21 protein-coding genes, 1 tRNA gene and 1 pseudogene are annotated in these 21,384 nt (G+C 66.3%); 5 read left to right on the top strand and 18 right to left on the bottom strand.

Going from position 1 to position 21,384, the window contains the following annotated elements:
- Positions 1-91: 91 nt before the first annotated feature.
- From ACRDSQ_RS03135 to ACRDSQ_RS03105, 7 genes are all read right to left on the bottom strand, one after another.
- The gene (locus ACRDSQ_RS03135) at positions 92-517 is read right to left on the bottom strand and encodes a heat shock protein transcriptional repressor HspR (RefSeq protein ID WP_431418570.1); all 426 of its coding nucleotides are present in this window, start codon (positions 515-517) and stop codon (positions 92-94) included.
- Complete coding sequence (dnaJ, locus tag ACRDSQ_RS03130; RefSeq protein ID WP_431418568.1) at positions 514-1,686, bottom strand: molecular chaperone DnaJ; 1,173 nt, start codon at positions 1,684-1,686, stop codon at positions 514-516. Before dnaJ ends, ACRDSQ_RS03135 begins: the two co-directional genes overlap by 4 nt.
- A gap of 20 nt (positions 1,687-1,706) precedes the next feature.
- A complete protein-coding gene (gene grpE / locus ACRDSQ_RS03125; RefSeq protein ID WP_431418566.1) occupies positions 1,707-2,342 on the bottom strand; it encodes a nucleotide exchange factor GrpE in 636 nt (211 codons plus the stop codon).
- Positions 2,339-4,198, bottom strand: a complete 1,860-nt coding sequence (gene dnaK / locus ACRDSQ_RS03120; protein WP_431418563.1) for a molecular chaperone DnaK — start codon at positions 4,196-4,198, stop codon at positions 2,339-2,341. The genes grpE and dnaK overlap by 4 nt, the downstream gene beginning before the upstream one ends.
- Positions 4,199-4,420: 222 nt before the next feature.
- Entirely contained in the window at positions 4,421-5,194 is a 774-nt protein-coding gene (locus ACRDSQ_RS03115; protein WP_431418561.1) for a DUF4097 family beta strand repeat-containing protein, read from the bottom strand.
- A gap of 229 nt (positions 5,195-5,423) precedes the next feature.
- Positions 5,424-5,996 carry a TetR/AcrR family transcriptional regulator gene (locus ACRDSQ_RS03110; RefSeq protein WP_431418613.1) on the bottom strand — a complete coding sequence of 191 codons (573 nt, stop codon included), beginning with the start codon at positions 5,994-5,996 and terminating at the stop codon, positions 5,424-5,426.
- Positions 5,993-6,319 (bottom strand): DMT family transporter, encoded by a 327-nt coding sequence (locus ACRDSQ_RS03105; protein WP_091376555.1) that lies wholly within the window; start codon positions 6,317-6,319, stop codon positions 5,993-5,995. Before ACRDSQ_RS03105 ends, ACRDSQ_RS03110 begins: the two co-directional genes overlap by 4 nt.
- Before the next feature lie 147 nt (positions 6,320-6,466).
- On the opposite strand from ACRDSQ_RS03105, the gene ACRDSQ_RS03100 reads away from it, so the two are divergent.
- Positions 6,467-8,710, top strand: a complete 2,244-nt coding sequence (locus ACRDSQ_RS03100; protein WP_431418558.1) for a (Fe-S)-binding protein — start codon at positions 6,467-6,469, stop codon at positions 8,708-8,710.
- 106 nt (positions 8,711-8,816) lie between these two features.
- The gene (locus tag ACRDSQ_RS03095; protein ID WP_431418556.1) at positions 8,817-9,992 is read left to right on the top strand and encodes an MFS transporter; all 1,176 of its coding nucleotides are present in this window, start codon (positions 8,817-8,819) and stop codon (positions 9,990-9,992) included.
- Between the two features lies 1 nt (position 9,993).
- Here ACRDSQ_RS03095 and dcd read toward each other — a convergent pair whose 3' ends face one another.
- Positions 9,994-10,575 (bottom strand): dCTP deaminase, encoded by a 582-nt coding sequence (gene dcd / locus ACRDSQ_RS03090; protein WP_187221563.1) that lies wholly within the window; start codon positions 10,573-10,575, stop codon positions 9,994-9,996.
- Complete coding sequence (locus tag ACRDSQ_RS03085) at positions 10,556-10,978, bottom strand: DUF2306 domain-containing protein (protein ID WP_431418554.1); 423 nt, start codon at positions 10,976-10,978, stop codon at positions 10,556-10,558. Before ACRDSQ_RS03085 ends, dcd begins: the two co-directional genes overlap by 20 nt.
- A 301-nt stretch (positions 10,979-11,279) precedes the next feature.
- Here ACRDSQ_RS03085 and ACRDSQ_RS03080 point away from each other — a divergent pair.
- Positions 11,280-11,350 (top strand) — tRNA-Gly (locus tag ACRDSQ_RS03080).
- Positions 11,351-11,445: 95 nt separating this feature from the next.
- Here the strand turns inward: ACRDSQ_RS03080 and ACRDSQ_RS03075 are convergent.
- The 7 genes and pseudogenes from ACRDSQ_RS03075 to ACRDSQ_RS03045 form a co-directional block, all read right to left on the bottom strand.
- The gene (locus tag ACRDSQ_RS03075) at positions 11,446-12,048 is read right to left on the bottom strand and encodes a tyrosine-type recombinase/integrase (protein WP_431418612.1); all 603 of its coding nucleotides are present in this window, start codon (positions 12,046-12,048) and stop codon (positions 11,446-11,448) included.
- A gap of 144 nt (positions 12,049-12,192) precedes the next feature.
- Positions 12,193-13,671, bottom strand: a pseudogene (locus ACRDSQ_RS03070) (replication initiator); the annotation flags it as partial.
- Positions 13,668-14,066: a hypothetical protein gene (locus tag ACRDSQ_RS03065; protein ID WP_431418552.1), complete on the bottom strand. Its 399-nt coding sequence runs from the start codon at positions 14,064-14,066 to the stop codon at positions 13,668-13,670. The pseudogene ACRDSQ_RS03070 and the gene ACRDSQ_RS03065, both read right to left, overlap by 4 nt.
- On the bottom strand, positions 14,063-15,535 hold the full coding sequence (locus tag ACRDSQ_RS03060; RefSeq protein WP_431418550.1) for an FtsK/SpoIIIE domain-containing protein: 1,473 nt from the start codon (positions 15,533-15,535) through the stop codon (positions 14,063-14,065). Before ACRDSQ_RS03060 ends, ACRDSQ_RS03065 begins: the two co-directional genes overlap by 4 nt.
- Before the next feature lie 230 nt (positions 15,536-15,765).
- Positions 15,766-16,035: an AMED_5909 family protein gene (locus ACRDSQ_RS03055; RefSeq protein WP_431418548.1), complete on the bottom strand. Its 270-nt coding sequence runs from the start codon at positions 16,033-16,035 to the stop codon at positions 15,766-15,768.
- A gap of 91 nt (positions 16,036-16,126) precedes the next feature.
- A complete protein-coding gene (locus ACRDSQ_RS03050; RefSeq protein ID WP_431418546.1) occupies positions 16,127-16,438 on the bottom strand; it encodes a hypothetical protein in 312 nt (103 codons plus the stop codon).
- Positions 16,439-16,721: 283 nt separating this feature from the next.
- Positions 16,722-17,147 (bottom strand): plasmid replication, integration and excision activator, encoded by a 426-nt coding sequence (locus ACRDSQ_RS03045; protein ID WP_431418545.1) that lies wholly within the window; start codon positions 17,145-17,147, stop codon positions 16,722-16,724.
- 187 nt (positions 17,148-17,334) lie between these two features.
- On the opposite strand from ACRDSQ_RS03045, the gene ACRDSQ_RS03040 reads away from it, so the two are divergent.
- Together ACRDSQ_RS03040 and ACRDSQ_RS03035 are read left to right on the top strand one after the other, a co-directional pair.
- Complete coding sequence (locus ACRDSQ_RS03040) at positions 17,335-18,177, top strand: GntR family transcriptional regulator (RefSeq protein ID WP_431418543.1); 843 nt, start codon at positions 17,335-17,337, stop codon at positions 18,175-18,177.
- Positions 18,144-18,878 (top strand): HAD family hydrolase, encoded by a 735-nt coding sequence (locus ACRDSQ_RS03035; RefSeq protein WP_431418541.1) that lies wholly within the window; start codon positions 18,144-18,146, stop codon positions 18,876-18,878. Before ACRDSQ_RS03040 ends, ACRDSQ_RS03035 begins: the two co-directional genes overlap by 34 nt.
- Before the next feature lie 69 nt (positions 18,879-18,947).
- On the opposite strand, the gene ACRDSQ_RS03030 is transcribed toward ACRDSQ_RS03035, so the two are convergent.
- Both ACRDSQ_RS03030 and ACRDSQ_RS03025 read right to left on the bottom strand, forming a co-directional pair.
- Complete coding sequence (locus ACRDSQ_RS03030) at positions 18,948-19,352, bottom strand: DUF4411 family protein (RefSeq protein ID WP_431418539.1); 405 nt, start codon at positions 19,350-19,352, stop codon at positions 18,948-18,950.
- A gap of 11 nt (positions 19,353-19,363) precedes the next feature.
- Positions 19,364-20,518, bottom strand: a complete 1,155-nt coding sequence (locus ACRDSQ_RS03025) for an ImmA/IrrE family metallo-endopeptidase (RefSeq protein WP_431418538.1) — start codon at positions 20,516-20,518, stop codon at positions 19,364-19,366.
- Positions 20,519-21,384: the final 866 nt, after the last annotated feature.

Raw genomic sequence — 21,384 nt, 5'->3', positions numbered from 1 at the left:
GCGGCTTTTGGCCGGCTTTGGCCGTTTCAGCTCTGCCCCATGCCTTCGTGAGGCCTTCGTGGGCTGGCCATTCCTTGCTTTCGGGTGGGGATCAGCGGCGGGGTTGGGGGCGCCAGACCACCAGGGCCGTCTGCTGGCGCACCGGCACCAAGTCGTTCCGGTAGGACTTGTGGATGGCGGCGGCTGCCTGTTCCGCGGCTGCGTAGGCGGAGGCCAGTTCCTGGGTCAGTTCCGAGATGCGGTCGCGCAGGGCGTCCACTTCGTTTTCCAACTCGATGATGCGCTTGATACCCGCGAGGTTCACGCCGTCCTCTTGGGACAGTCGTTGAACCTCGCGGAGCAGGGCGATGTCGCGCATCGAGTAGCGGCGGCCGCCGCCGGAGGTTCGGCCTGGGGAGACGAGGCCCTGGCGGTCGTAGCCGCGCAGGGTTTGGGCGTGCAGGCCTGATAGCTGTGCCGCCACCGAGATCACGAAGACCGGGGTGTCCTCATCGGCACCCGGCGGGAAGGGGTTCATGACTCCCTCGCCTTCTGCACCATCGCCGTCAGCTCCGGGCGCGGGTCGTGCGCGTTGGTGGCCGCGGCGTACGCCTCGAGGGCGGACTTGGCGGCGTCGTCGAGGGTGGGTGGGACCGTGACGGCGAGGGTGACCAGCAGGTCTCCTGCCTGGCCGTCCCGCTTCACCACACCCTTGCCCCGCACACGCAGGACCCGGCCCGGGGTGGTGCCGGGGGTGACCCGCAGCGAGACCGGTGCGTCCAGGGTGGGGACCGTCAATGTCGTGCCGAGGGCCAGCTCGGGGTAGGTGACCGGCACCTTCAAGGTGAGGTCATTGCCGTTGCGGCCGAAAACAGCGTGTGGGGTGACATGCACGCGGACGTACAGGTCGCCCGCCGCGGCGCCTTGGCGGCCCGGTTCGCCCTGGCCTGCCAGGCGGATGCGCTGGTCGTCCTCCACACCCGCGGGGACTCGCACGGTGAGGGTTCGGGTCTTGGTGCTGACCCCCTCGCCGCCGCAGTCGGGGCAGGGGTCGTCGATGGTGCGGCCGGTGCCGCGGCAGTCGCGGCACGGCTCGCTGAAGGCGAAGGCGCCCTGGCTGCGACTCACCAGGCCGACGCCACCGCAGGTGACGCAGACCTTGGGGGTGCTGCCGGGGCGGGCACCCGAGCCGTGGCACGTGTCGCAGGTGGACGGGCTGGACAGTCGCAAAGGGACAGTGGCGCCCTTGACCGCTTCGACGAAGTCGATGCGGACCTCGGTCTCCACGTCGGCGCCGCGCCGGGGGCGGTTGCCCGCCGCGGTGGCGCCGGCGCGGGTGCGGCCGAACAGGTTGCCGAGCAGGTCGCTGAAGCCGCCGCCACCGAAACCGGCCTGGCCGGACTGGCCGCCGAAGTCGAAGTCGAACCCGCCGCCACCGCCGCCGAAACCGCCGGGGCGGAAGCCGCTGGAGCCGAACATCGACCGGGCCTCGTCGTACTGCTTGCGCTTGTCCGGGTCGCCGACGACACCGTAGGCCTCCGACACCGACTTGAACTTGGCCTCGGCGTCGGTGTTGCCCGGGTTGGCGTCCGGATGCAGCTCGCGGGCGAGCTTTCGGTACGCCTTCTTGATTTCCGCGTCACTGGCGTCGGAGGAGACGCCAAGCTCGCGATAGAAGTCCTTGTCGATCCAGTCCCTAGCGCTCATCGGACGTCTCCTCCTTTCGCTCAGTTCTGTTCGTCGACCGGTTGGTCGATGATGATCGGTCCGGCTTCGGCGTCGGTGACCGCGACCAGCGCTGCGCGCAGGGTCCGGTCGCCGAAGCGGTAGCCGCGGCGCAGGACGCCGGTGACCGTCGGGCCCGCCACGTCCGGGGACGTGTTGTGCTGGACGGCTTCGTGCACCGACGGGTCGAACGGCTCGCCCTCGTGGCCGAACGGTTCGAGGCCCGACTTCTGCAGCGCGGCCGCCAGCTTCTCGGCCACCGCCTTGAACGCGCCGGTCAGGTCGCCGTGGGCGTCGGCCCGCTCGATGTCGTCGAGGACCGACAGCATCTCGTTGACCACCTGCGCCTTGGCCGCGGTCGCGACGACCTCGCGGTCGCGGTCGACGCGCTTGCGGTAGTTGGCGTACTCGGCCTGCAGGCGCTGCAGGTCGGCGGTGCGCTCGTCGAGCTGCGCCTTGAACTCCGCGGCCGGGTCGAGCTCGTCGACCTGGACGGGCTCGGGCTCGGGCGCCGCGTGGGCGCCTGAGGCGGCGGCGTCCGCGGCTGTGCGGATCTGCCCGGTCTCCGGGTCGATCCGCCGCCGATCACGCACCACGACCTGCGGCTCCTCGCCGTCAGAGCTGTGCTGATCGGTCACTTCTTCTCCTTGTCCTCGTCCACGATCTCGGCGTCGACGACGTCGTCGGCCGCGTCGGCTGTGTCTGGCTTGGGAGCCTCGGTCGAGCCGTCGCCCGCCGCCGCGTCCGCGCCGGTGTTGGCGTAGAGGGCCGAGCCCATGGCCTGCGACTCGGTCGCGAGCTTCTCCATCGCGGCCTTGATGGCCGGGATGTCGGTGCCCGCGAGCGCGGTGTTGGCCTCCGCGATGGCGGCGTTGACCTTCTCCTTGGCCTCGGCCGGGATCTTCTCGTCGTTGTCCTTGACGAACTTCTCCGTCTGGTAGACGAGCGTCTCGGCCTGGTTGCGGACCTCGGCCTCCTCGCGGCGCGTCTTGTCCTCTTCCGCGTGGGCCTCGGCGTCCTTGACCATGCGGTCTATGTCTTCCTTCGGCAGCGCGGAGCCGCCGGTGATGGTCATCGACTGCTCCTTGCCGGTGCCGAGGTCCTTCGCGCCGACGTGCACGATGCCGTTCGCGTCGATGTCGAAGGTGACCTCGATCTGCGGCACGCCACGGGGGGCGGGCGGCAGGCCGGTCAGGTCGAAGGTGCCGAGCTTCTTGTTGTCCGCGGCGAAGTCGCGCTCACCCTGGAACACCTGGATGCCCACGGTGGTCTGGTTGTCGTCGGCGGTGGAGAAGATCTCCGAGCGCTTGGTCGGGATGGTGGTGTTGCGCTCGATGAGCTTGGTGAACACCCCGCCCTTGGTCTCGATGCCCAGCGAGAGCGGCGTGACGTCGAGCAGCAGGACGTCCTTGACCTCGCCCTTGAGCACACCGGCCTGCAGCGCGGCGCCGACGGCGACGACCTCGTCCGGGTTGACGCCCTTGTTGGCCTCGCGGCCGCCGGTCAGCTCCTTGACCAGCTCGGCCACGGCGGGCATGCGGGTGGAGCCACCCACGAGCACCACGTGGTCGATCTCGCCGACGGAGACGCCCGCGTCCTTGACGACGTTGTTGAACGGCGCCCGGGTGCGGTCGAGCAGGTCGGAGGTGATGCGCTGGAACTCGGCCCTGGTCAGGTTCTCGTCCAGGAACATCGGGTTCTTGTCGGAGTCGACGGTGATGTAGGGCAGGTTGATGTTGGCGCTGTTCGAGCTGGACAGCTCGATCTTCGCCTTCTCCGCGGCCTCGCGGATGCGCTGCAGCGCCATCTTGTCCTTGGTCAGGTCGATGCCGTTGCTCGCCTTGAACTTCTCGACCAGCCAGTCGACGATGCGCTGGTCCCAGTCGTCGCCGCCGAGGTGGTTGTCGCCGGAGGTCGCGCGGACCTCGACGACGCCGTCGCCGATCTCGAGCAGCGAGACGTCGAACGTGCCGCCACCGAGGTCGAAGACCAGGATGGTCTGCTCCTTGGCGCCCTTGTCCAGGCCGTAGGCCAGGGCGGCCGCGGTGGGCTCGTTGACGATGCGGAGCACGTTGAGGCCGGCGATCTGCCCGGCTTCCTTGGTGGCCTGCCGCTGCGCGTCCTCGAAGTACGCGGGGACGGTGATCACCGCGTCGGTGATCGTCTCGCCCAGGTAGGACTCGGCGTCACGCTTGAGCTTCATCAGCACGCGCGCGGAGATCTCCTGCGCGGTGTAGGCCTTGCCGTCGATCTCGGCGGTCCGCCAGTCCTCGCCCATGTGCCGCTTGATCGAACGGACCGTCCGGTCGACGTTCGTCACGGCCTGGTTCTTGGCGGGCTGGCCGACCAGCACCTCACCGTTCTTGGCGAACGCGACGATGGAAGGGGTCGTCCGGGAGCCCTCCGAGTTGGCGATAACCGTCGGTTCACCGCCCTCAAGGACGGCGACGACGGAGTTGGTCGTCCCCAGGTCGATGCCGACCGCTCGCGCCATGGTGTTTCCTCCTGCAGTAGCTGTGGTGCGTTCTCTAGAGTTGAGCGTACCTGACTCAGTTTCCAGACTTGAGCCGTGCTCGCTCAACCTTCCTGCAGGCCCAACGAGCGGGTCGGCCGCCGTGTTCCCGATGTGACCGCCACCTCGCGAAGCCGCGCCCCACACGCGGGTGCACCACCGCCACGGACATGGCGGTGGTGCGTGTGTTCCCCACGAAGCGGCTCAGGTGTACCGGATCGAGACGTCGCCGCTGTCGGCCTGGATGTCGACCGAGTTGGCGGCTTCGACATCGCTGCCGATGCCGTTGTCCAGGTCGCCGCTGTCCACTACCGCTTCGACGCGGTATCTCCCCTGTGGGACGGCGACCTGGATCTGGCCGCTGTCCGCCCGGGCCCGGACGTTCCCCACCTCGACCAGCGCCACCTCGATGCTCCCCGACGACGTCCCGATGTCGGCCGAGCCCCCCAGCCCGACCGCCTTGACGCTGCCCGAGGAGACATCCACGGCGACGTTGTCACCGATGTCGACCAACTCGACCCGACCCGAGTCGGCCGCCACCGTCACCTTCCCCGACACCTTGCGCACCGTCACGTCCCCCGACCCGGCGGACACGTTGACCGACTCGGCCCCCTCGATCTCGACATCCCCCGATTCGATCTTGCCGCGGACCGTCACCCCCTCCGGGACGACCACGTCGTAGTCGACCCAGCAGTTCCGGACCGGGCAGGACTCCAGGATCAGCACGGCCCCGTCGACCCGGTGCGTGGCGCCCGGCCGGTCGGAGTTGTGGTGCACCTGGCGGTGGACCCTGGTGGTCCCGCCCGTCCGGATCTTGACGGCCCCCGAGTCGTTGGCCACGAGGACCGAGCGGATGGCCTGGCCCACGGCCTCGTTGTCCGCGTACTGCTTGGTGACCATTCCGCAGGCCCCCGACAGCAGCACCGCGCCCGCCACCCCCACGGCGAACACCCCCTGCAACAACGTCTTGCGCGCCATCCCGTCCCCCTCAACCTCGTGCCCTCGACTGGGGAGAACGCTATTGATCAGCGTCCGGCCCGGGTATCAGGAATGCCCCCGAATCGACCCGGGGGTTATCCCTACCCCTGGAGCCCGATCTCAGGGTCAACCGAGCCCGTGATCAACGCTAGGCAGTCGGCGGCAGGTCCACATCAGCCCTTCGAGGAGCGGGCATCGGACTTTGGTCTTAGGACCTGGCGTTCGGGCCTCAGCGCAACGGAGCGAGCAGGTGCTCCACCACCGGCAGCAGCTCGGCCGCGGTGGGCGGCTCGTCGTCGATGAGGCCCTGCATGAGCATCCCGTCGACGCCCGCGAGGAAGGCACGGAAGCCGACTTCGTCAGGGTGTCGGGCGAGGCTCGTGAGGACGTCGAGCCACATCCGGGCGGCCGGGCGCAGCTCGGGACGGCGGGCGGCGAGCAGGTACAGCTCGTACTCGGCCATCGTGCGCCCGCGCCGCGGGCCGACGGCGAAGGCCAGCATCTCGGCGACCGCGGCGGCCGGGTTGCTGCCCTTGATCCGGCTCGACTCGATGAGGTCGCGGGCCTCCGCCGCCATGCTCTCCGCCGACCAGGTCAGGGTGCCCACGAGCAGGTCGTCGAGACCGGCGAAGTGGTAGGTGATCGACGCCGGGGGCACGCCCGCCTCGCGCGCGACCGACCGGTGGCTCACGCCGATGACGCCCTCGGCCTCGATGACCCGCAGGGTCGCCTCGACGATCTCCGTGCGCCGCCGGTCACCGCGCGCCTTGCGGCCGTCGACCCTGCGGTAGGAGCGGGTCAGTGCGTGCGCCCGAGTTCGAGCAGCAGCACGCCGCCGATGACCATCGTGAGGCCGAGGCCCATCGTCAGGTTGAAGGGCTCGTGCAGGAACAGCGCGCCGATGACCGCGACGGCCGCGACGCCGACCGCCGCCCAGATCGCGTAGGCGACGCCGACCGGGAACCCCTGCTTGAGCAGCCGGGCCAGCGCGGTGAACGCCACGCCGTATCCGACGATCACGACAACCGAGGGGAACAGTTTTGTAAAACCGTCCGAGATCTTGAGGGAGATGGTCGCCGTCACCTCGCCGACGATCGCCACGGCGAGCAAGATGAGCGGATGCATTCCGCCAAACTACCTGAACAAACGTCCCGGTAGTTGCCGAGGTGTGCGCCACACTTGGCCGACTTAGGCTTCGCTAAGTCGGTTACCGGCGAGTAAGAACAGCTAAGGTCCCGAGTCGATCGGGAATCGAGGAGAGGTCACCGCCACATGGGTGCCGTGCAGTTGACACTGGGTCTTGTCGCCGTCGCGATCAGCCTCGTGGCCTGGAGCATGTTCGTCCGCACCGTCGCGCTGATGGTGCGAATCGTCCGCCTCGGACAGCCGGACGCCACGCGCAACGGCCCGTTCGTGCCGCGCATGAAGAACATGTTCATCGAGTTCGCCGCCCACACCCGGATGAACAAGTTCCGGCATGTCGGCCTGGCCCACTGGCTGGTGATGTGGGGCTTCCTCATCGGCTCCGCAGCCCTGTTCGAAGCCTACGGCGAGGTGTTCGTGCCGACCTGGGGCTGGCCGATCCTCGACAACATCAGCCTCTGGCACCTCCTGATGGAACTGCTCGGCATCGGCACCATCCTCGGCGGCTTCGCGCTGGTGATCATCCGCCAGCTCAACCACCCGCGCCGTGCCGACCGCCAGTCCCGCTTCCAGGGCTCCAACTTCTGGCAGGCGTACTTCGTCGAAGCCGTGGTGATCTTCGAGGGCATCGGCATCCTCGGCGTCCGCGCGGCGAAGGCGGCGCTGGGCGCGCACGAGGTGCCGCTGTGGGCCGCGTTCGTCACCAACCCGATCGGCGACCTGCTGCCCGCGAGCCCGAACCTGATCTCCGCCCTGGCGTTCGTCAAGCTCATGGGCGCGATGGTCTGGGTCTACGTGGTCGCGAAGTACATGACCATGGGTGTCGCGTGGCACCGCTTCAGCGCGTTCTTCAACATCTACTTCAAGCGTGAGGCCGACGGCGGCGTCGCCCTCGGCGCGATGAAGCCGATGATGTCCGGCGGCAAGGTGCTCGACCTGGAGGAAGCCGACCCCGAGGTCGACGCGTTCGGCGCGGGCAAGGTCGAGGACTTCTCCTGGAAGGGCTGGCTCGACTTCACCACCTGCACCGAGTGCGGCCGCTGCCAGTCGCAGTGCCCCGCGTGGAACACCGGCAAGCCGCTGTCCCCGAAGCTGCTGATCACCCAGCTGCGCGACCACGCCTACGCCAAGGCGCCGTACCTGCTCGCGGGCGGCAAGAAGGACATGGCGGGCGACGAGATCGGCCTGACCGACCACTCGAACGTCGACGTCCTCGCGCTGGCCGAGGCCGAGCGCCCGCTGATCGGCGGCGTCGACGAGCTCGGCGTCATCGACCCCGAGGTGCTGTGGTCCTGCACCACCTGCGGCGCGTGCGTCGAGCAGTGCCCGGTGGACATCGAGCACGTCGACCACATCGTCGACATGCGCCGCTACCAGGTGCTCATCGAGTCGAACTTCCCGTCCGAGCTGGGCGGCATGTTCAAGAACCTGGAGAACAAGGGCAACCCGTGGGGCCAGAACGCCAAGGACCGGCTCGCCTGGACCGAGGCGCTCGACTTCGAGGTGCCGGTCTTTGACGGAGAACTCGCCCCGGAGACCGAGTACCTGTTCTGGGTCGGCTGCGCGGGCGCGTTCGAAGACCGCGCGAAGAAGACCACCCAGGCCGTCGCCGAGCTGCTGCACATGGCCGAGGTGAAGTACGTCGTGCTCGGCTCGGAGGAGACCTGCACGGGCGACCCGGCCCGCCGCGCGGGCAACGAGTTCCTGTTCCAGATGCTGGCCCAGCAGAACGTCGAGGTCATCAACTCGGTGTTCGAGGGCCGCGAGAAGGGCAAGCGCAAGGTCGTCGTGACCTGTGCGCACTGTTTCAACACCCTGGCGAACGAGTACCCGGAGCTCGGCGGGCAGTACGAGGTCGTCCACCACACGCAGCTACTCAACCGGCTCGTGCGGGAGCGTCGCCTGGTGCCGATCGCCCCGGTCGCCGAGGACGTCACCTACCACGACCCGTGCTACATCGGCCGCCACAACAAGATCTACGAGGCGCCGCGTGAGCTGGTCGGCGCCGCGGGCGCGAACCTTCGCGAGATGCCGCGAAACTCCGACCGCGCGATGTGCTGTGGCGCGGGTGGCGCGCGGATGTGGATGGAGGAGCGGGTCGGCAAGCGGATCAACGTCGAGCGCGTGGACGAGGCGCTCGGGACGGCCCCGTCGAAGATCGCGACCGGCTGCCCGTTCTGCCGCGTGATGCTCACCGACGGAGTGACCGCGCGCAAGGCCGACGGCCTGGCCGGTGAGCACGTCGAGGTCATCGACGTCGCGCAGCTGCTGCTGTCGTCGGTGAAGCGCACGCCCCCGCCGGTGCAGGACATCCCGACCGACGTGACCCCGACCGGCACTCCGCTGCCGGATGAGGACAACACGACCGTCTGACAGAGCTGACGAAGGGGCGTGACCGAAGCCGGTCGCGCCCCTTTGTTGTGTCCATCATATGAACAAACTGTTCCGTGATCCAGGAACATTTAGCTATGTTAACTATATGCTCCGGTCCCGGTGGTCGATCCTGACGGTCATCGTCGTCGCCCAGACCGGGTCCATCTCGCTGCTCTACGGCGTCCCTTTCCTGATCCCGCTCATGCGCGAAGCGGAGGGCATCACGCTGACCCAGGCGGGCACCCTCGCCGCCGCGCCGCTGCTGGGCGTGCTGGCCATGCTGATCATCTGGGGCGCCCTGGCCGACCGGTTCGGCGAGCGGCTGATCATGACCGTCGGCACGCTGGGCACGGGCGTCTGCGGAGTCGGGGCGGCGCTGATCGACGGACCAGCGGCGCTCGGCCTGGCGCTGGTCGCCGCGGGCGGCTTCGGCTCGTCGATCAACGTGACCAGCGGCCGGGCCATCCTCGCCGCGTTCGACGTGACCCAGCGCGGGCTGGCCATGGGGATCCGGCAGAGCGCGCAGCCGCTTGGGCTGAGCCTGGCCGCGGCCATCCTGCCGCCGCTCGGACTCGCCTGGGGCTACCGCGAGGCGTTGCTCGTCCCCGCGGGGATCTGCCTGGTGATGGGCTTGGTGGTCGCCGTTGTCGTGCCCAGCCACCCGCGCGAAGAGCGTTCGCACGTCCGGGCGCCGTCGCCGTACCGCGACCAGAGGCTGTGGCGGGTGCACCTGGCGAGCGCGCTGCTGGTGTGGCCGCAGTTCGTCGGCGCGGTGTTCGCGCTGACCTACCTGGTGACCGAGCAGAGATGGGACCCGGTAACGGCCGGGGCGCTGCTCGCCGTGGTGCAGCTGCTCGGAGCCGGGGGACGGATCGGCGCGGGGATCTGGTCGGACCGGGTGGACAGCCGGATGCGGCCGATGCGGATCATCGCCGCCGCGGGCACGGTGTCGATGGTGGTGTGGGCGCTGGGTGATGTGTTCGCGGCCCCGCTGGCGTTGTTCGGGCTGGTGGCGGTGACGATCATCGCCGCGTGCCCGAACGGCCTGTCGTTCACCGCGACCGCCGAACTCGCCGGTCCCGCGTGGGCGGGTCGCGCGATGGGAGTGCAGAACACGGGGCAGAACTCGATGGCGTTGGCGGTCGCGCCCGCGTTCGCCGCCATCGTCACGGCGATCGGGTGGCCGCTCGCGCTGATCGCGGCGGCGGTGTTCCCGCTGGTCGCGGTCGGGCTGACACCGGTTCGCGGTGAGCGTCCCGACGCGGTGGCCCTGCCGAGATGAGTCAGCGGTTGGTGTCGACCCGGTGGAAGTTCAGGTACGCGCGCGACGGCGTCGGGCCGCGTTGTCCCTGGTAGCGCGAGCCCGCCTTCTCCGAGCCGTACGGGTGCTCCGACGGCGAGGTCAGGCGGAACAGGCAGAGCTGCCCGATCTTCATGCCCGGCCACAGGGTGATCGGCAGGTTGGCGACGTTGGACAGCTCAAGGGTGATGTGGCCGGTGAAGCCCGGGTCGATGAACCCGGCGGTCGAGTGGGTCAGCAGCCCGAGCCGCCCGAGCGACGACTTGCCTTCGAGCCTGCCCGCCAGGTCGTCGGGCAGCGTGACGCGCTCGTAGGTGGAGCCGAGGACGAACTCGCCGGGGTGCAGCACGAACGGCTCGTCACCGTCGGCCTCGACCAGCGACGTCAGCTCGTCCTGCTGCTGGCGGGGGTCGATGTGGGTGTACTTGGTGTTGTTGAAGACCCGGAAGAACCGGTCCAACCGCACGTCCACGCTCGACGGCTGAACCATCAGCGGCTCGAATGGCTCGATCCCCAGTCGTCCGGAATCGAGTTCTTTGCACAGGTCACGGTCGCTCAGCAGCACGCACCCACCCTAGTTGGTCCGTCCGGGTGAGCAGCCAGGCCACAAGCAGATTGGGCGCCCAGCACAGCCAGGCAATGGCCGCGTAGGCGACTTCGAACGGGATGTCGATCTCAAGGAAGCCGTAAAGACCCAGCTCCAGTCGCAACGTGACGGCCGCGAACGTCAGGGCGAAGCTGCGCACCATCCACTTGCGGTGTTCGGCGATCCGGCCGGAGCGGACCATCACCAACCCGGTCGCCGTCGTCGCCACCCAAGCCACCGCCAGCGTCGCGAACCCAAGCGACGACACCATCCCGCCGTGCGCAGTCGTCGACAACGCCAGACCGCCCACACCCCCGACGAACACCCCCGCGACGTACAGGCGCCCGCCGCCGCCGCCGCCGCATGAACTGCCACGGCCCAACCGCCAACGCGACCAACGCGCCCGCGACATGGAGGCCGAGCCAGAACTCCCGCCGCGCGAAGACGTCCCGCTGCTTCTCGAAGTAGGTGTCCGGGTCGAAGCCCAGGTAGTGAGCGGAGACCGCGACCACGAGCAGGGAGAGAAGGGTCATCGTGACCGGGATAAGCGCATGCGCACAGTGTTGGGCCGGCCGCTGCTCCCGACATCCGGCACGAACCCTGGTCCAAGCCCTGATCTTGCCCTTAGGCCGAAGCGCCCTGTTGGAGCCTCGGGGCCGGTTCCGTGTATTCTGTCGATCACTGCGGATGTAGTTCAGTGGTAGAACATCAGCTTCCCAAGCTGAATATGCGGGTTCGATTCCCGTCATCCGCTCAACGGAAGTACCAGCACGTCAGAAGGGGTGTCACCGGATCATCGGTGACACCCCTTCTGCTTGCCTGAGGACCCCTCGTGCTGTCCACGTGCTGTTAGCTCGCCTGGTCCTCTTCGTCCTCGTCCTGGTCCTCGTCCTGGTCACGGTGCTTGTCGATCAGTTCCGAGAGCCGATCGGCTATCGCCTTGTCCGCCGCGCTCGTCGCCCGCTGGTAGATCAGGGCCGCCCGCATGTCGTCGTGCCCCATGCGCTGCATCAGATCCTTGGTGCTCGATCCGGCCTGAGCCGCCAAGATGTTTCCGGCGTGGCGGAGGTCATGGAAATGCAGGCCCTTGAGCCCCATCTTGGTCACAAGTTCGGTCCACTTCACCCGCTGACTGAAGTTCGACCGCCGCAGCGCCCCGCCCTTCTCACCGGTGAACAGCAGTGCGTCAGGCTCGGGCTTCACGAACTCGCCGAGGTGGTTCACCAGCTCAGCCCGGATGGCCATAGGGACCGCCAGCGTCCGGACGCCTGCCTTCGATTTGGGCAGGCCGACGACCAGGCCGCGTCCGGCGACCTCCGTGTACGCCTGAGTCACCCGAACCCAGCTTCCGTCCTCAGCCACGTCACAGCGACGCAGAGCGGACACCTCACCCCACCGCAGCGTGCAGAACGCGGTGACGAGGATGAGCGCCCGGTATCGCGGAAGCGGCATCCGACGGGCAAGGTCGAAGACCTGAGCAACTGCCAGCACCGGGCGCTCAGCGGGCGACTCCTGGTCAGCGCCCTTCACCCGGCAGGGATTCCGCGCCAAGATCCGATCTTCGTCCACCGCTGTGTTCAGGACTGCCCGCACCAGGCGATACGCCTTTGCCGTCATCGTGTGCGAGACGCCGGATTCCAGCAGGTCAACCCGCCACTCGGCGAGGGCCTGGACCACGAAGGCCTTGCGGTCGGCCCGGTGATCGGCCAGCGTCTTCCCGGACCACTTCCGCGAGACCAGCACCCGCCGACCGGGCAGCCCGAGCGTGGAGCGGCGGTGTGCCCGGGCCTTGCAGTGGCCGGGAGTGGTCCGGCTGGACACCCCGAGCGGCTGAACCCCGTAGAGCAACCAGACCGCGCAGCGCGGCGAACACGGAGTCACCGACAGTTCGTCGTGGAGCCGATCATGGTGCTCTCGCTGCCGATCACCCGCGGACTCGATCACCTCACCGGTCGACTTCATCAGGTACTTGGTCAGGTACCCGATGTGCCGACCGGCCTGTTCGGTGCCGCCGAGGATGCCCTTCGAGTGCACCTGCGCCCCGAAGGTCGACACGTGCGCGGGTGCGTCGAGGTCTTCCACGGCGTCCGCCCAGGTGCTCAACGGTTGCCGAGTGGTCGGGTCGACGAACTGTTCGCCGTCCCAGACCGGGACCACGCTGCCCGGATAGCGGAGTTCGTCATGCGGGGGCCACCACACCTGCAGATAGGTGGCTGCCGTGACCTGTCGCAGCACTTCGTGCGGGATGGAGCCGCGGATCGCGGTGTGCAGGTGCGGGGCGGCGCGTTTCTGTGGTTCGACGGTGGCGAAGTACTGCACGTCCCAGCCGACGACGCGGCGGAGGTTCTGCCACCACCGGTCGATCAGGGAGGCGAAGTGCACCGCGTCGCGAGCCGCCCGCCGATAGTCATAGGTGGCGAAGTCCACCGGTGTCCCGTCCCCGCGGACCGGACCGTAGGAGTCGCAGGTCAGCGTCACGAACATCGAGGGCCGGAACCCGCCCGCATACTGCCTGCCCACGGTGCGCTTCTCCACCTTCCGCCGAGGCAGGTTCGGCGCGTCCTGGCGCCGCTTGGTGGACCGCTTCGGAGCCCGCTTACCCACCGCATCAGGGGAGGGCAGCCGACCCCGAACCCCGAGCCCGCGTAGTTCGTCGTCAACCGAGTGGATCTCGTCGCGGAGCTCGTCGGCGTCGCCCGCCTGGCCCTCATCGACAGCCTCCCGATACGCGGCCACGAGGTCAGCGCGGAACGCCATCAGCTCTGTCTGATCGGCACTGGGCGGTTCCGTGGTGAAGTCCGGTTCCTCGGTCATGTGCCAGCCCTCGCGGCACTGGACCATGCGCAGGGCACGAGCTTTCCGCGCGCACGGTCCACACACCGATTCCACGGTCGATCCGCAGGGGACGGCGACGTGTCGGAGTTCGCCGGTGTCGAGGTCCCCGACTTCCATCGTGAACGGCCGGACGCACACCCCGTACTTCTCCGCCGTCGCGGTGACCACGTCGAGCGCGAGTGGCTGACGCATCCGTTCAGCCCGAGTCCCGGCCGGTGCCGAGGTGACAGCGGTACTCATGCCGCCACCCCCGCACCGTTCGCGACCCAGGCCCGCAGGGTGGACACACCGACGCTTTGCCTGCCGTCCGGTTCCAGATCGGGGAACACATCGGGGTCATAGGACACGCCCGCGAACACGCGGAGAACACATGCACCGCTGAGGTTGCCGATGACGTCGACGTGGACCGATCCGCCGTCCGGAACACGCCAGGCGTGCGCGGTGTACCCGTGCAGCGTGTCGGCCCACGCCAGGAGCTTGGTTGCGACGCGGGCGAGGTTGGCGCCGTCGAGCTGCCCGCGGACGTGGTCCCCGAAGTACGAATCCTGCAGCTGAACCGAAACCAGGTCCGGCAGTTCGGGGTGCCGGGCGAGGTGCGCACGAAAGGTGTCGAGAGAGGCGATGAGGGTGCTCATGCCGCCGCACCCCCGACCGTGAACGGCACAACCGCACCGATCTCGCCGCGCCCGGTGACGTAGCCGACGAGTTGGGCCAGGTCGTCATCGGTGACATGGAACGCCCGAGCCCGAACCGGTTCCCGCTTCCCGTTCTCCTTGATCCAGGCGACACCGGGAACGTGCTCGCTTATCTCGTGCGCCGCCGCGCCCCGTTGGCGGACACCGTCGCCGAGGACCATGTCGACCTGGGCGGGTTCGTCCAGGCGCATGGCGACGCGGGTGGAGAACAGGTGCCGGAACGGCACGATTTCCTTGCGCGGGTCCTGCAACAACCCGAGCACGCACACACCCGGTGCCCGCCCCTGCGACGTGATCGCCTGCAACGCCCGCGCCGCTCGTTCCCGCAGCCCCTTGTCGGTTTGGTAGGCCACGACGTCGGCCAGCTCGTCAATCACGAGCAGCAGGAACGGGTCACCGGTCTCCGCCGTCCATGTGCGCCGCAGGCCCCGGTAGGACTCGGCGCGGCGCTTCACCTCAGCGGCGATCTCTTCGAGCATGGTCACGGCTGCCTCGCCGTTGTCGAACACGACCCCTTGGAACACCTCCGGTGCCTGCCCCAGCTCCATCCCGCCCTTCGGATCGATGCCGTAGAGGCGCACCGCCCCGGACTTGATCGCGGGTGCCAGGGCGTTGATGACCGACCACAGGACCGACCCCTTGCCCGCACCCGAGACACCAACCGCCATCACGTGCGTCCCGAGCAGCCGCAGCCGCCACGGCCTACCTGACTCGGTCCGCCCGATCACTACTCGCTTCAAATCGACCGCGGATTCCTTCGCCCGTTCGGGCAGCGTGATCGGTGCGGCCAATGGGTCGGAGTGCACGAAGTCGAGTTCGAGCCGCCCGGGCTTCAACACCCGGACTCGGCAGGAGTGCGCGTGGAAGGAGTGCGCCAGGCCGGAGGCGTGCAGCTCCCATTGCTCGGGTGCTTGCCCCTTGACCATGCGCACCCGAACCCGGTCGCGCCACCCATCGGAGCGGACACGGCCCAGGCGCGGCCGGTATTCCTTGCCGCGCTTGTCTTTCACCAAGTCGGCGAGGCGCATGACGGTGCGCCATTGCCAGGTGTAGATCATGCAGCGCCGGTACTCGGTGCGGATCTGTGGCATGGCGAACCGCTCGAATGAGGGTTCGTGCAGCCACCGCCACACGCCCAGCAGCATGAACAGGATCGCGAGGCCAGCGGCGAACCACCATGGCCCGAACCCGGAGTACGACCACCAGCCAGCGGCCAGGACCACGAGGGTGAGCGGGAATCGGTGGACAAGTTTGCCCAGGTGAACGAGGCCCCAGCCGACCATGCCAACCAGCACGATCGGCGCAATAGCGAGCTTCACCCAGTTCGGCAACAACGTCCACCACGGCAGCCGAGGCCGAGCGATCTCCAACGGCGCCGGGTCAACCCACCGGGATTCCTTGCGTCCCATCAGAGCCCACCCCCGACCGTCGAGGTGTGGCCCTGCACTAGCAAGACGTTCTGTGGATGTACTAGCGTGTTCACTGTCTACTCCGATGTCTGGTGTGGACAGCACAGAAGCGGGAAAGGTTGGTAGCCGGGTCCGCTTCTGTGCGCATGGTTTGCTTGCACCGCAACATGGGCGTGCGTCATCGCCGCACCACCCAAGCGCGTTTGTTTTTTCCAAATGGACTTATCGGGTCACGTGATGAGCGTCGGATCGGCCTCCCCGCGACCCCGCAACTTCGCCACCTTGTCCTTGGCCAGCCAGGCTTCCGCCCCGGCTTCGTACCGGTGCCGGGTGTCGATCTTCGCCACGTGACGGAAGACCTCAGCCCTGTATTCGTGGTAGGCGATCCACTCTTCCCGCGGAGCGTCGAACGCCGGGGCCCGCCACAAGTACTCCCGAGCCCTGAGCAGCGTTGTCGGTAGCGGGTCACGGTTGCGCCAGGTCTCTACCCTGGTAGCCACCACGCATCCTCCCTTCGGTTGGTTGTTGTGGGAGGCACGACGGCGGGCACCCGGGCCGCCAAGCAACGGAGCACCCGCCGCCGTGCCGGACTCAATGAGCAGGCCCGGCCAGGCCAGGTCCGGCAGGGGTGATCCAGTGCCGACCCGACCGTTCCACCGGCGCGGGTTCACCATCAGGGTCGATTTCCGCAGCCAACCGGGCGGACTCCCGTGCCAGCACCCGGCAGAAGTTCGCCATCGCGACCAGCCCGTCAGGAAACGGCGCAACACTCAACAACACGTCGACTGTGTCCAGGCTGATCACCAACGCCGGGGGATGCCCCTGCCCGTACCGCACAACACCGGCAGACGACCCATGCCCAGGCGAACCCGACGCGGTGAACCGCAACGCTTGCCCGCTCATTGCCCACTTCCTTCGGATTGCTGAACACGCAGGACCTCCATGCCCGCGCGACGTTCGAACTCCTCAGCCGCGACCACGGCCGCATGGCGAGCCCACAGCGGGATTGCCAGCTCTGCCGCAAGCACCCTCCAGGCACCCGCGACCTCCGCGTACGCGCGAGACAGACGACGGATCGCGTCGAGATCCACAGGCTGTGGACGAGACGCAGCGAACAAAGCCGCCGTCTGCTCGGCGTAAGCGACGTTCCAGCGGGCGACCGCATCCCGAGACGCCCGCCCCGTCATCACGCGGCGTTCTTCTGCTCAGCGGTAGCCGCAGGCTTGGCCGCCCGAGCACCGCCAGGAGCACGCATCCCGCCAGCCCGGAAGCTGTGCGCGATCCGCCCCTTGTTGTTCGCATACGGAGTGATGGTCAGCCGCTCAAACTCCACCGCCGCGAACGGGAACCCGTTGGCCTTCGGCGGCGGAACCGGCTGGTAGTCCGCAGCGATCTTCACCTTGAACTCGGCACCGAACCTGGCGGCTTCCTCGTTGGCGTCCAGAGCGCGCACGGTCCAGACGAGCTGGTTGGTCTCCTTGTCCCGCTCCTGCATCTTCGGGGCGGCCGGATTGTCGGAGAACGCCATCGAGGGCTCCACACCCAGCACGAACGCACCGAGCGGAAACACCTCCCCGAAGTCGACCGCGAACCGCGTCGGAATGACCGGCATCTCTACCTCCAGAGCTTGTCTAACCGGACTAGCCATGTCGTACAAGTATCAAAGTAGCCAGCTTGGCTAGACATGTCAACAGGCGTCTGAGGAAGCTAGCTCACTAGGCGGGCTAGACAAGGTCTCCGAGACCGCGCGACACTGGGGTTGACAGGGTTAACCCTGTCGATCAAGAAAGGAGCGCGACATGGCGCTGGACCCGGACGACCCACGTCCGCCATACGTGCAGGTCGCGAATGCCCTACGCGCTGCGATCCTGACCAAGAAGTTCACCGCGGGCGACAAGCTCCCATCTCGCAACGAACTCGCCAAGACTTACAACGTGGCACCCATGACCGTTCAGAACGCCCTGCGCGAACTACGCGACGAGGGCCTGATCGTGTCCCGACAGGGCAGCGGCGTCTTCGTCCGCGAACGCACCGAGCGCCCCGTCGGTCTACGCCCCCACATCGAACGCGCCTTCGAGGCCGAGCACGTCACCGTGGACTTCGCAGGCTTCTCCGGCGAAACCCTGCACGGAGCCATGCAAGAACCTCTCGACAAGATTCGAGCGGGCCGCTTGCGCCCCGAATCCCTCACCGTCCGCATCCTTATCCCGGACACCACGGCGCCCCTAGCGATCCCCTGCCGCGTCGAGGACCTAGGCGACAGCCCCGAGTTCCGAGCCCGCGCAACCGCGATCATGCACCGCCATGTCGGCGCCATCACCGACACCGTCAACGAACTGGGCTCACTCGGCATCGTCAACAAGACCACCGCCACCGTGCGCGTCCACCACGCCGCCCCACTGTTCAAGCTCTATATCGTCAACAACGAAGAAGCGTTCTTCGGCTTCTACCCAGTCCGAGAACACGTCCTCACCTTCGGTGAGACACCTACGCCGATCTACGACCTCATGGGCAAAGACGCCATCCTCTTCCACCACTCCACCACCGACGACGACACCAGCACCGGCAGCCAGTACGTCGAGCAGGCCCTTACGTGGTTCAACAGCATGTGGACGACCGTATCGGTAGAGATGAATATATGATCGTTCGAGCAGACGACATTACCGCCGTCAAGAACGCGATCAGAAGCAAGGACCTGTTGCTGCTAGATTTCGATGGGCCCATATGTTCGGTGTTTGCCGGGCACTCAGCAGCTGACGTTGCAGAACATCTGATCGAGTCAATCGACCTGAGATCTCTCGAACACCTCAGAATTTCGAAACCTTGGCAGGATCCCCTCGAGATCCTCCAATTCGCAATGACACGCAGCCGCAAATTGGCCGAGCACGTCGAAACTCAATTGACGGAACAAGAGTGCCACGCAGTGAAGCACGCCGAACCCACGCCCGGAAGTGTGCAACTTATGCGCACTTGGCTATCGACTGGCGGACAAGTGGGAATTGTAAGCAACAACTCCACCGATGCCATTAGGCTCTACCTTGAGAACCACAGAATCGGCGACCTGATTTCCATCATTTCTGCGCGTACGCACACAAACTTCCACAAGCTTAAGCCCAGCCCCCATCTCATTCAGCGCGCATACATGAACGCGGGCTCTAGTTCAGCCCAATGCGTAATGATTGGCGACTCGCCGTCTGACTTTGAGGCAAGCAGGGCAGCCGACGTTTCGATCATCGGATTTGCGAACAAACCTGCGAAGATCGCTCGATATGCGCACATGGAATTGGACGCCTTGGTTACATCAATCACCGTCGTTGCACACTTAGTCGAATCTTCAGCCTAGCCTCTTACCCAAGAACGAATCTGGCACCCTCCGCCCGGAGCATTGCGTGAGCTGACGAGTATTGAACTCTCAGTCCAATGCAAGCATTTGGGATCTTGATCTTTTGCCGTTCGCGGGCAACTCATTAGTCACGACAATATGCTTGTGCGCATGGGCATACGCCACGAGGTAGTAGTCTGCCGCGTCGAGAAACTCCGCTTGAGAAGCCTGCGAGTAGCCGTTCGTGACAGCCCATTTTGCGAGAACGCTCATACTTTTCGTAGCTGGACTATCTGTCGGTCGAAAGAATGCGTCATCTTTCGCCTTAGCCCAGTCGGATAACTCATCTTGGACTGCCAATAGTTCATCTCGAACTTTAGCCACACTTAGCACAGTACCAGCCGCGTTCGCCTGTTCAATCCATGACCAGAACGCTGGACAGTAGTCGAAACCATAGTAACGATTTTTCGCTTCTATGAAGATGTTGGAGTCCACCAAGTATGCCACTAGGCGTTTACCTCCAGTCGACGCGCGAACTCCGAGAACGTACTCATCTTCCGCACACCTAGCATCTGGAATGCTTCGCGATAAGTGGTCCGTCCTTCAAACGTACTCGTCAACAACTCGCGCGCGAACAACCTACCTACACGGACTGCCTGCGTCGCGTAGAAATTCCCGCCATCGGAACCGCTACGTTCCTCGACAAAGGACATGACTCGCGCAAGTTCGGTTTCGTAGAGCCGGCCATAGTCGGATTGCGGTACAAATCCTACGTCACGAAGCCTTCTGAGAATCACAAGAGTGCTAACCTTGAACACCCGGGCAAGTCGATCCAGTTCATCTGTAAGGTCGACCCGCGGGCGGTACTGATCGCGAATCATTATCACTGGAACTAACAGTTCAGCAGCAACCTCGTTGCACCATCGCTCAGTTTCATTAGCGACCTGGTCTTCAAGCGAGGAATCGCTAACACCAGAAACGCCCCCGGCTATGTGTGCCAACTCGTGAACGACGGTGAATACTTGAGCGGCTTTCGTGTCCGCACCGTTCACAAAGATCAACGGAGCGAGACGGTCGACCAACGCGAATCCTCGAAACTCCCGAGGATTTAGCTTTCGGCTCGTGTTGGTGCCGACAACACCGTTCACCATTACAAGTATTCCGAGCCTCTCAACTTGCTCAATCAATCTCCTCAACGCCTCAGACCATGTAGACGCCTGCCTGACGCTACCGAAATCGAGGAGCGAGCGGATCAAGCTGACCGCCCTTGCGGGGCTTGCGATCGGAGTCGCCGACCCAACCAGGTCGACAGGATCTTTATACGTAACCAGCGCGTGGTCTCTGTACCATTCTTGCCGAGTTTGACATTCATATATTGTGTCAAGCAAGTCGACGCTCGGTCGCCGAATTTCTTGATTGTTTATTGTTCTAAAGTCAGGTAATGGCAATGGCTCATCAGGCGGCTCGTCTAGAAATAGCAGCCCAAGTGGGGTGTGTGTGGCGTTCGCATAGTCTTCAAGCTGCTTAAGAGTGGGCGATGCTACGTCATTTTCCCATTCTTCCAGTTTGGGAAAGCGCCGGAGCAGGTCAACCAGGCTGATGCCCGAGCGCTCGCGCGCCCAGCTGATCAGCTGGCCCTGGACATCCACTCTCACCGACACCGAGCCATTGTGTCCCAAATTGACCTAGGTTGACAGTCAATCCACTGGGATGGGCTACCTAGCATGCGACTCCGCTGCCGAACTTGGCTCTATGGGATCAAGGCGCGCCGCCCGCGGCGGCGCGCTCGGTGGGCCTGTCACGCTGGCACCGGCGCTACATCCATCGCGGCACGGTCCGGCCTGCCGCTCCGCTCACGGCCGGACGGCCGCGCGGCGCAGCCACGGAGCTGCGCGAGTCCCGCGAGCCACCACGGGCGACCCGCCACGATTCACAGCGTCAGCCAGACGGGCGATGCTGCCGACTGCCCGCGGCTGACACCGTGGAGCCATGGGATCAGACGACGCCGAGCGGACGCACAATGGAGTGCCGGTCTACAGGTCAGGCAGAACGCCCAAGCACCTGCTAACGGCGAGGCAGCTTGACGACAGCTTTGACCTTGTTCCCACGGGTGACATCAAGGGATTTGTCGACTCGCAGTACGGCCTCGTCGCCCTGTACCAGGTCAACGAGACGCGGCTCAGTTCCCGCGCTCAGTAGCGTTCCCTCCACCCCGACTCGCTGAGTGTGACTACGGCCACCGACGCCGCGTCAAGGCGGGAAAGCGTGCCTTGACCCGACGCCGCTGTCCGTGTTTTTGGCTTCGTGTCGGGGAGCAGGGAGGGGAATGGGTGGAGAGGCCAGCCGTGCTGTTGGCGTGCGATAAGCCCTGGTCAACGGCGGGCAATCGCGGTCAGTCGTGACCGAGGGCCGGTCCAGGTCAGAAGCGGTCTCCCGATGACTCCGCCAGATTCCCAAGCTGAATATGCGGGTTCGATTCCCGTCATCCGCTCCAACGCAGAAGGGGTGTCACCGGACCGTCGGTGAC

The sequence above is a fragment of the Actinokineospora sp. genome (genome assembly GCF_050699995.1).
GTDB lineage: Bacteria > Actinomycetota > Actinomycetes > Mycobacteriales > Pseudonocardiaceae > Actinokineospora.
This window is presented reverse-complemented; position numbering and strand designations above follow the sequence as displayed.

Excerpts from the sequence above, each read along its gene's own strand:
- ACRDSQ_RS03135 (WP_431418570.1), bottom strand. The coding sequence starts at position 517 with ATGAACCCCTTCCCGCCGGGTGCCGATGAGGACACCCCGGTCTTCGTG.
- dnaJ (WP_431418568.1), bottom strand. The coding sequence starts at position 1,686 with ATGAGCGCTAGGGACTGGATCGACAAGGACTTCTATCGCGAGCTTGGC.
- dnaK (WP_431418563.1), bottom strand. The coding sequence starts at position 4,198 with ATGGCGCGAGCGGTCGGCATCGACCTGGGGACGACCAACTCCGTCGTC.
- ACRDSQ_RS03115 (WP_431418561.1), bottom strand. The coding sequence starts at position 5,194 with ATGGCGCGCAAGACGTTGTTGCAGGGGGTGTTCGCCGTGGGGGTGGCG.
- ACRDSQ_RS03105 (WP_091376555.1), bottom strand. The coding sequence starts at position 6,319 with ATGCATCCGCTCATCTTGCTCGCCGTGGCGATCGTCGGCGAGGTGACG.
- ACRDSQ_RS03100 (WP_431418558.1), top strand. The coding sequence starts at position 6,467 with ATGGGTGCCGTGCAGTTGACACTGGGTCTTGTCGCCGTCGCGATCAGC.
- ACRDSQ_RS03095 (WP_431418556.1), top strand. The coding sequence starts at position 8,817 with ATGCTCCGGTCCCGGTGGTCGATCCTGACGGTCATCGTCGTCGCCCAG.
- ACRDSQ_RS03075 (WP_431418612.1), bottom strand. The coding sequence starts at position 12,048 with ATGCCGCTTCCGCGATACCGGGCGCTCATCCTCGTCACCGCGTTCTGC.
- ACRDSQ_RS03065 (WP_431418552.1), bottom strand. The coding sequence starts at position 14,066 with ATGAGCACCCTCATCGCCTCTCTCGACACCTTTCGTGCGCACCTCGCC.
- ACRDSQ_RS03060 (WP_431418550.1), bottom strand. The coding sequence starts at position 15,535 with ATGGGACGCAAGGAATCCCGGTGGGTTGACCCGGCGCCGTTGGAGATC.
- ACRDSQ_RS03050 (WP_431418546.1), bottom strand. The coding sequence starts at position 16,438 with ATGAGCGGGCAAGCGTTGCGGTTCACCGCGTCGGGTTCGCCTGGGCAT.
- ACRDSQ_RS03045 (WP_431418545.1), bottom strand. The coding sequence starts at position 17,147 with ATGCCGGTCATTCCGACGCGGTTCGCGGTCGACTTCGGGGAGGTGTTT.
- ACRDSQ_RS03040 (WP_431418543.1), top strand. The coding sequence starts at position 17,335 with ATGGCGCTGGACCCGGACGACCCACGTCCGCCATACGTGCAGGTCGCG.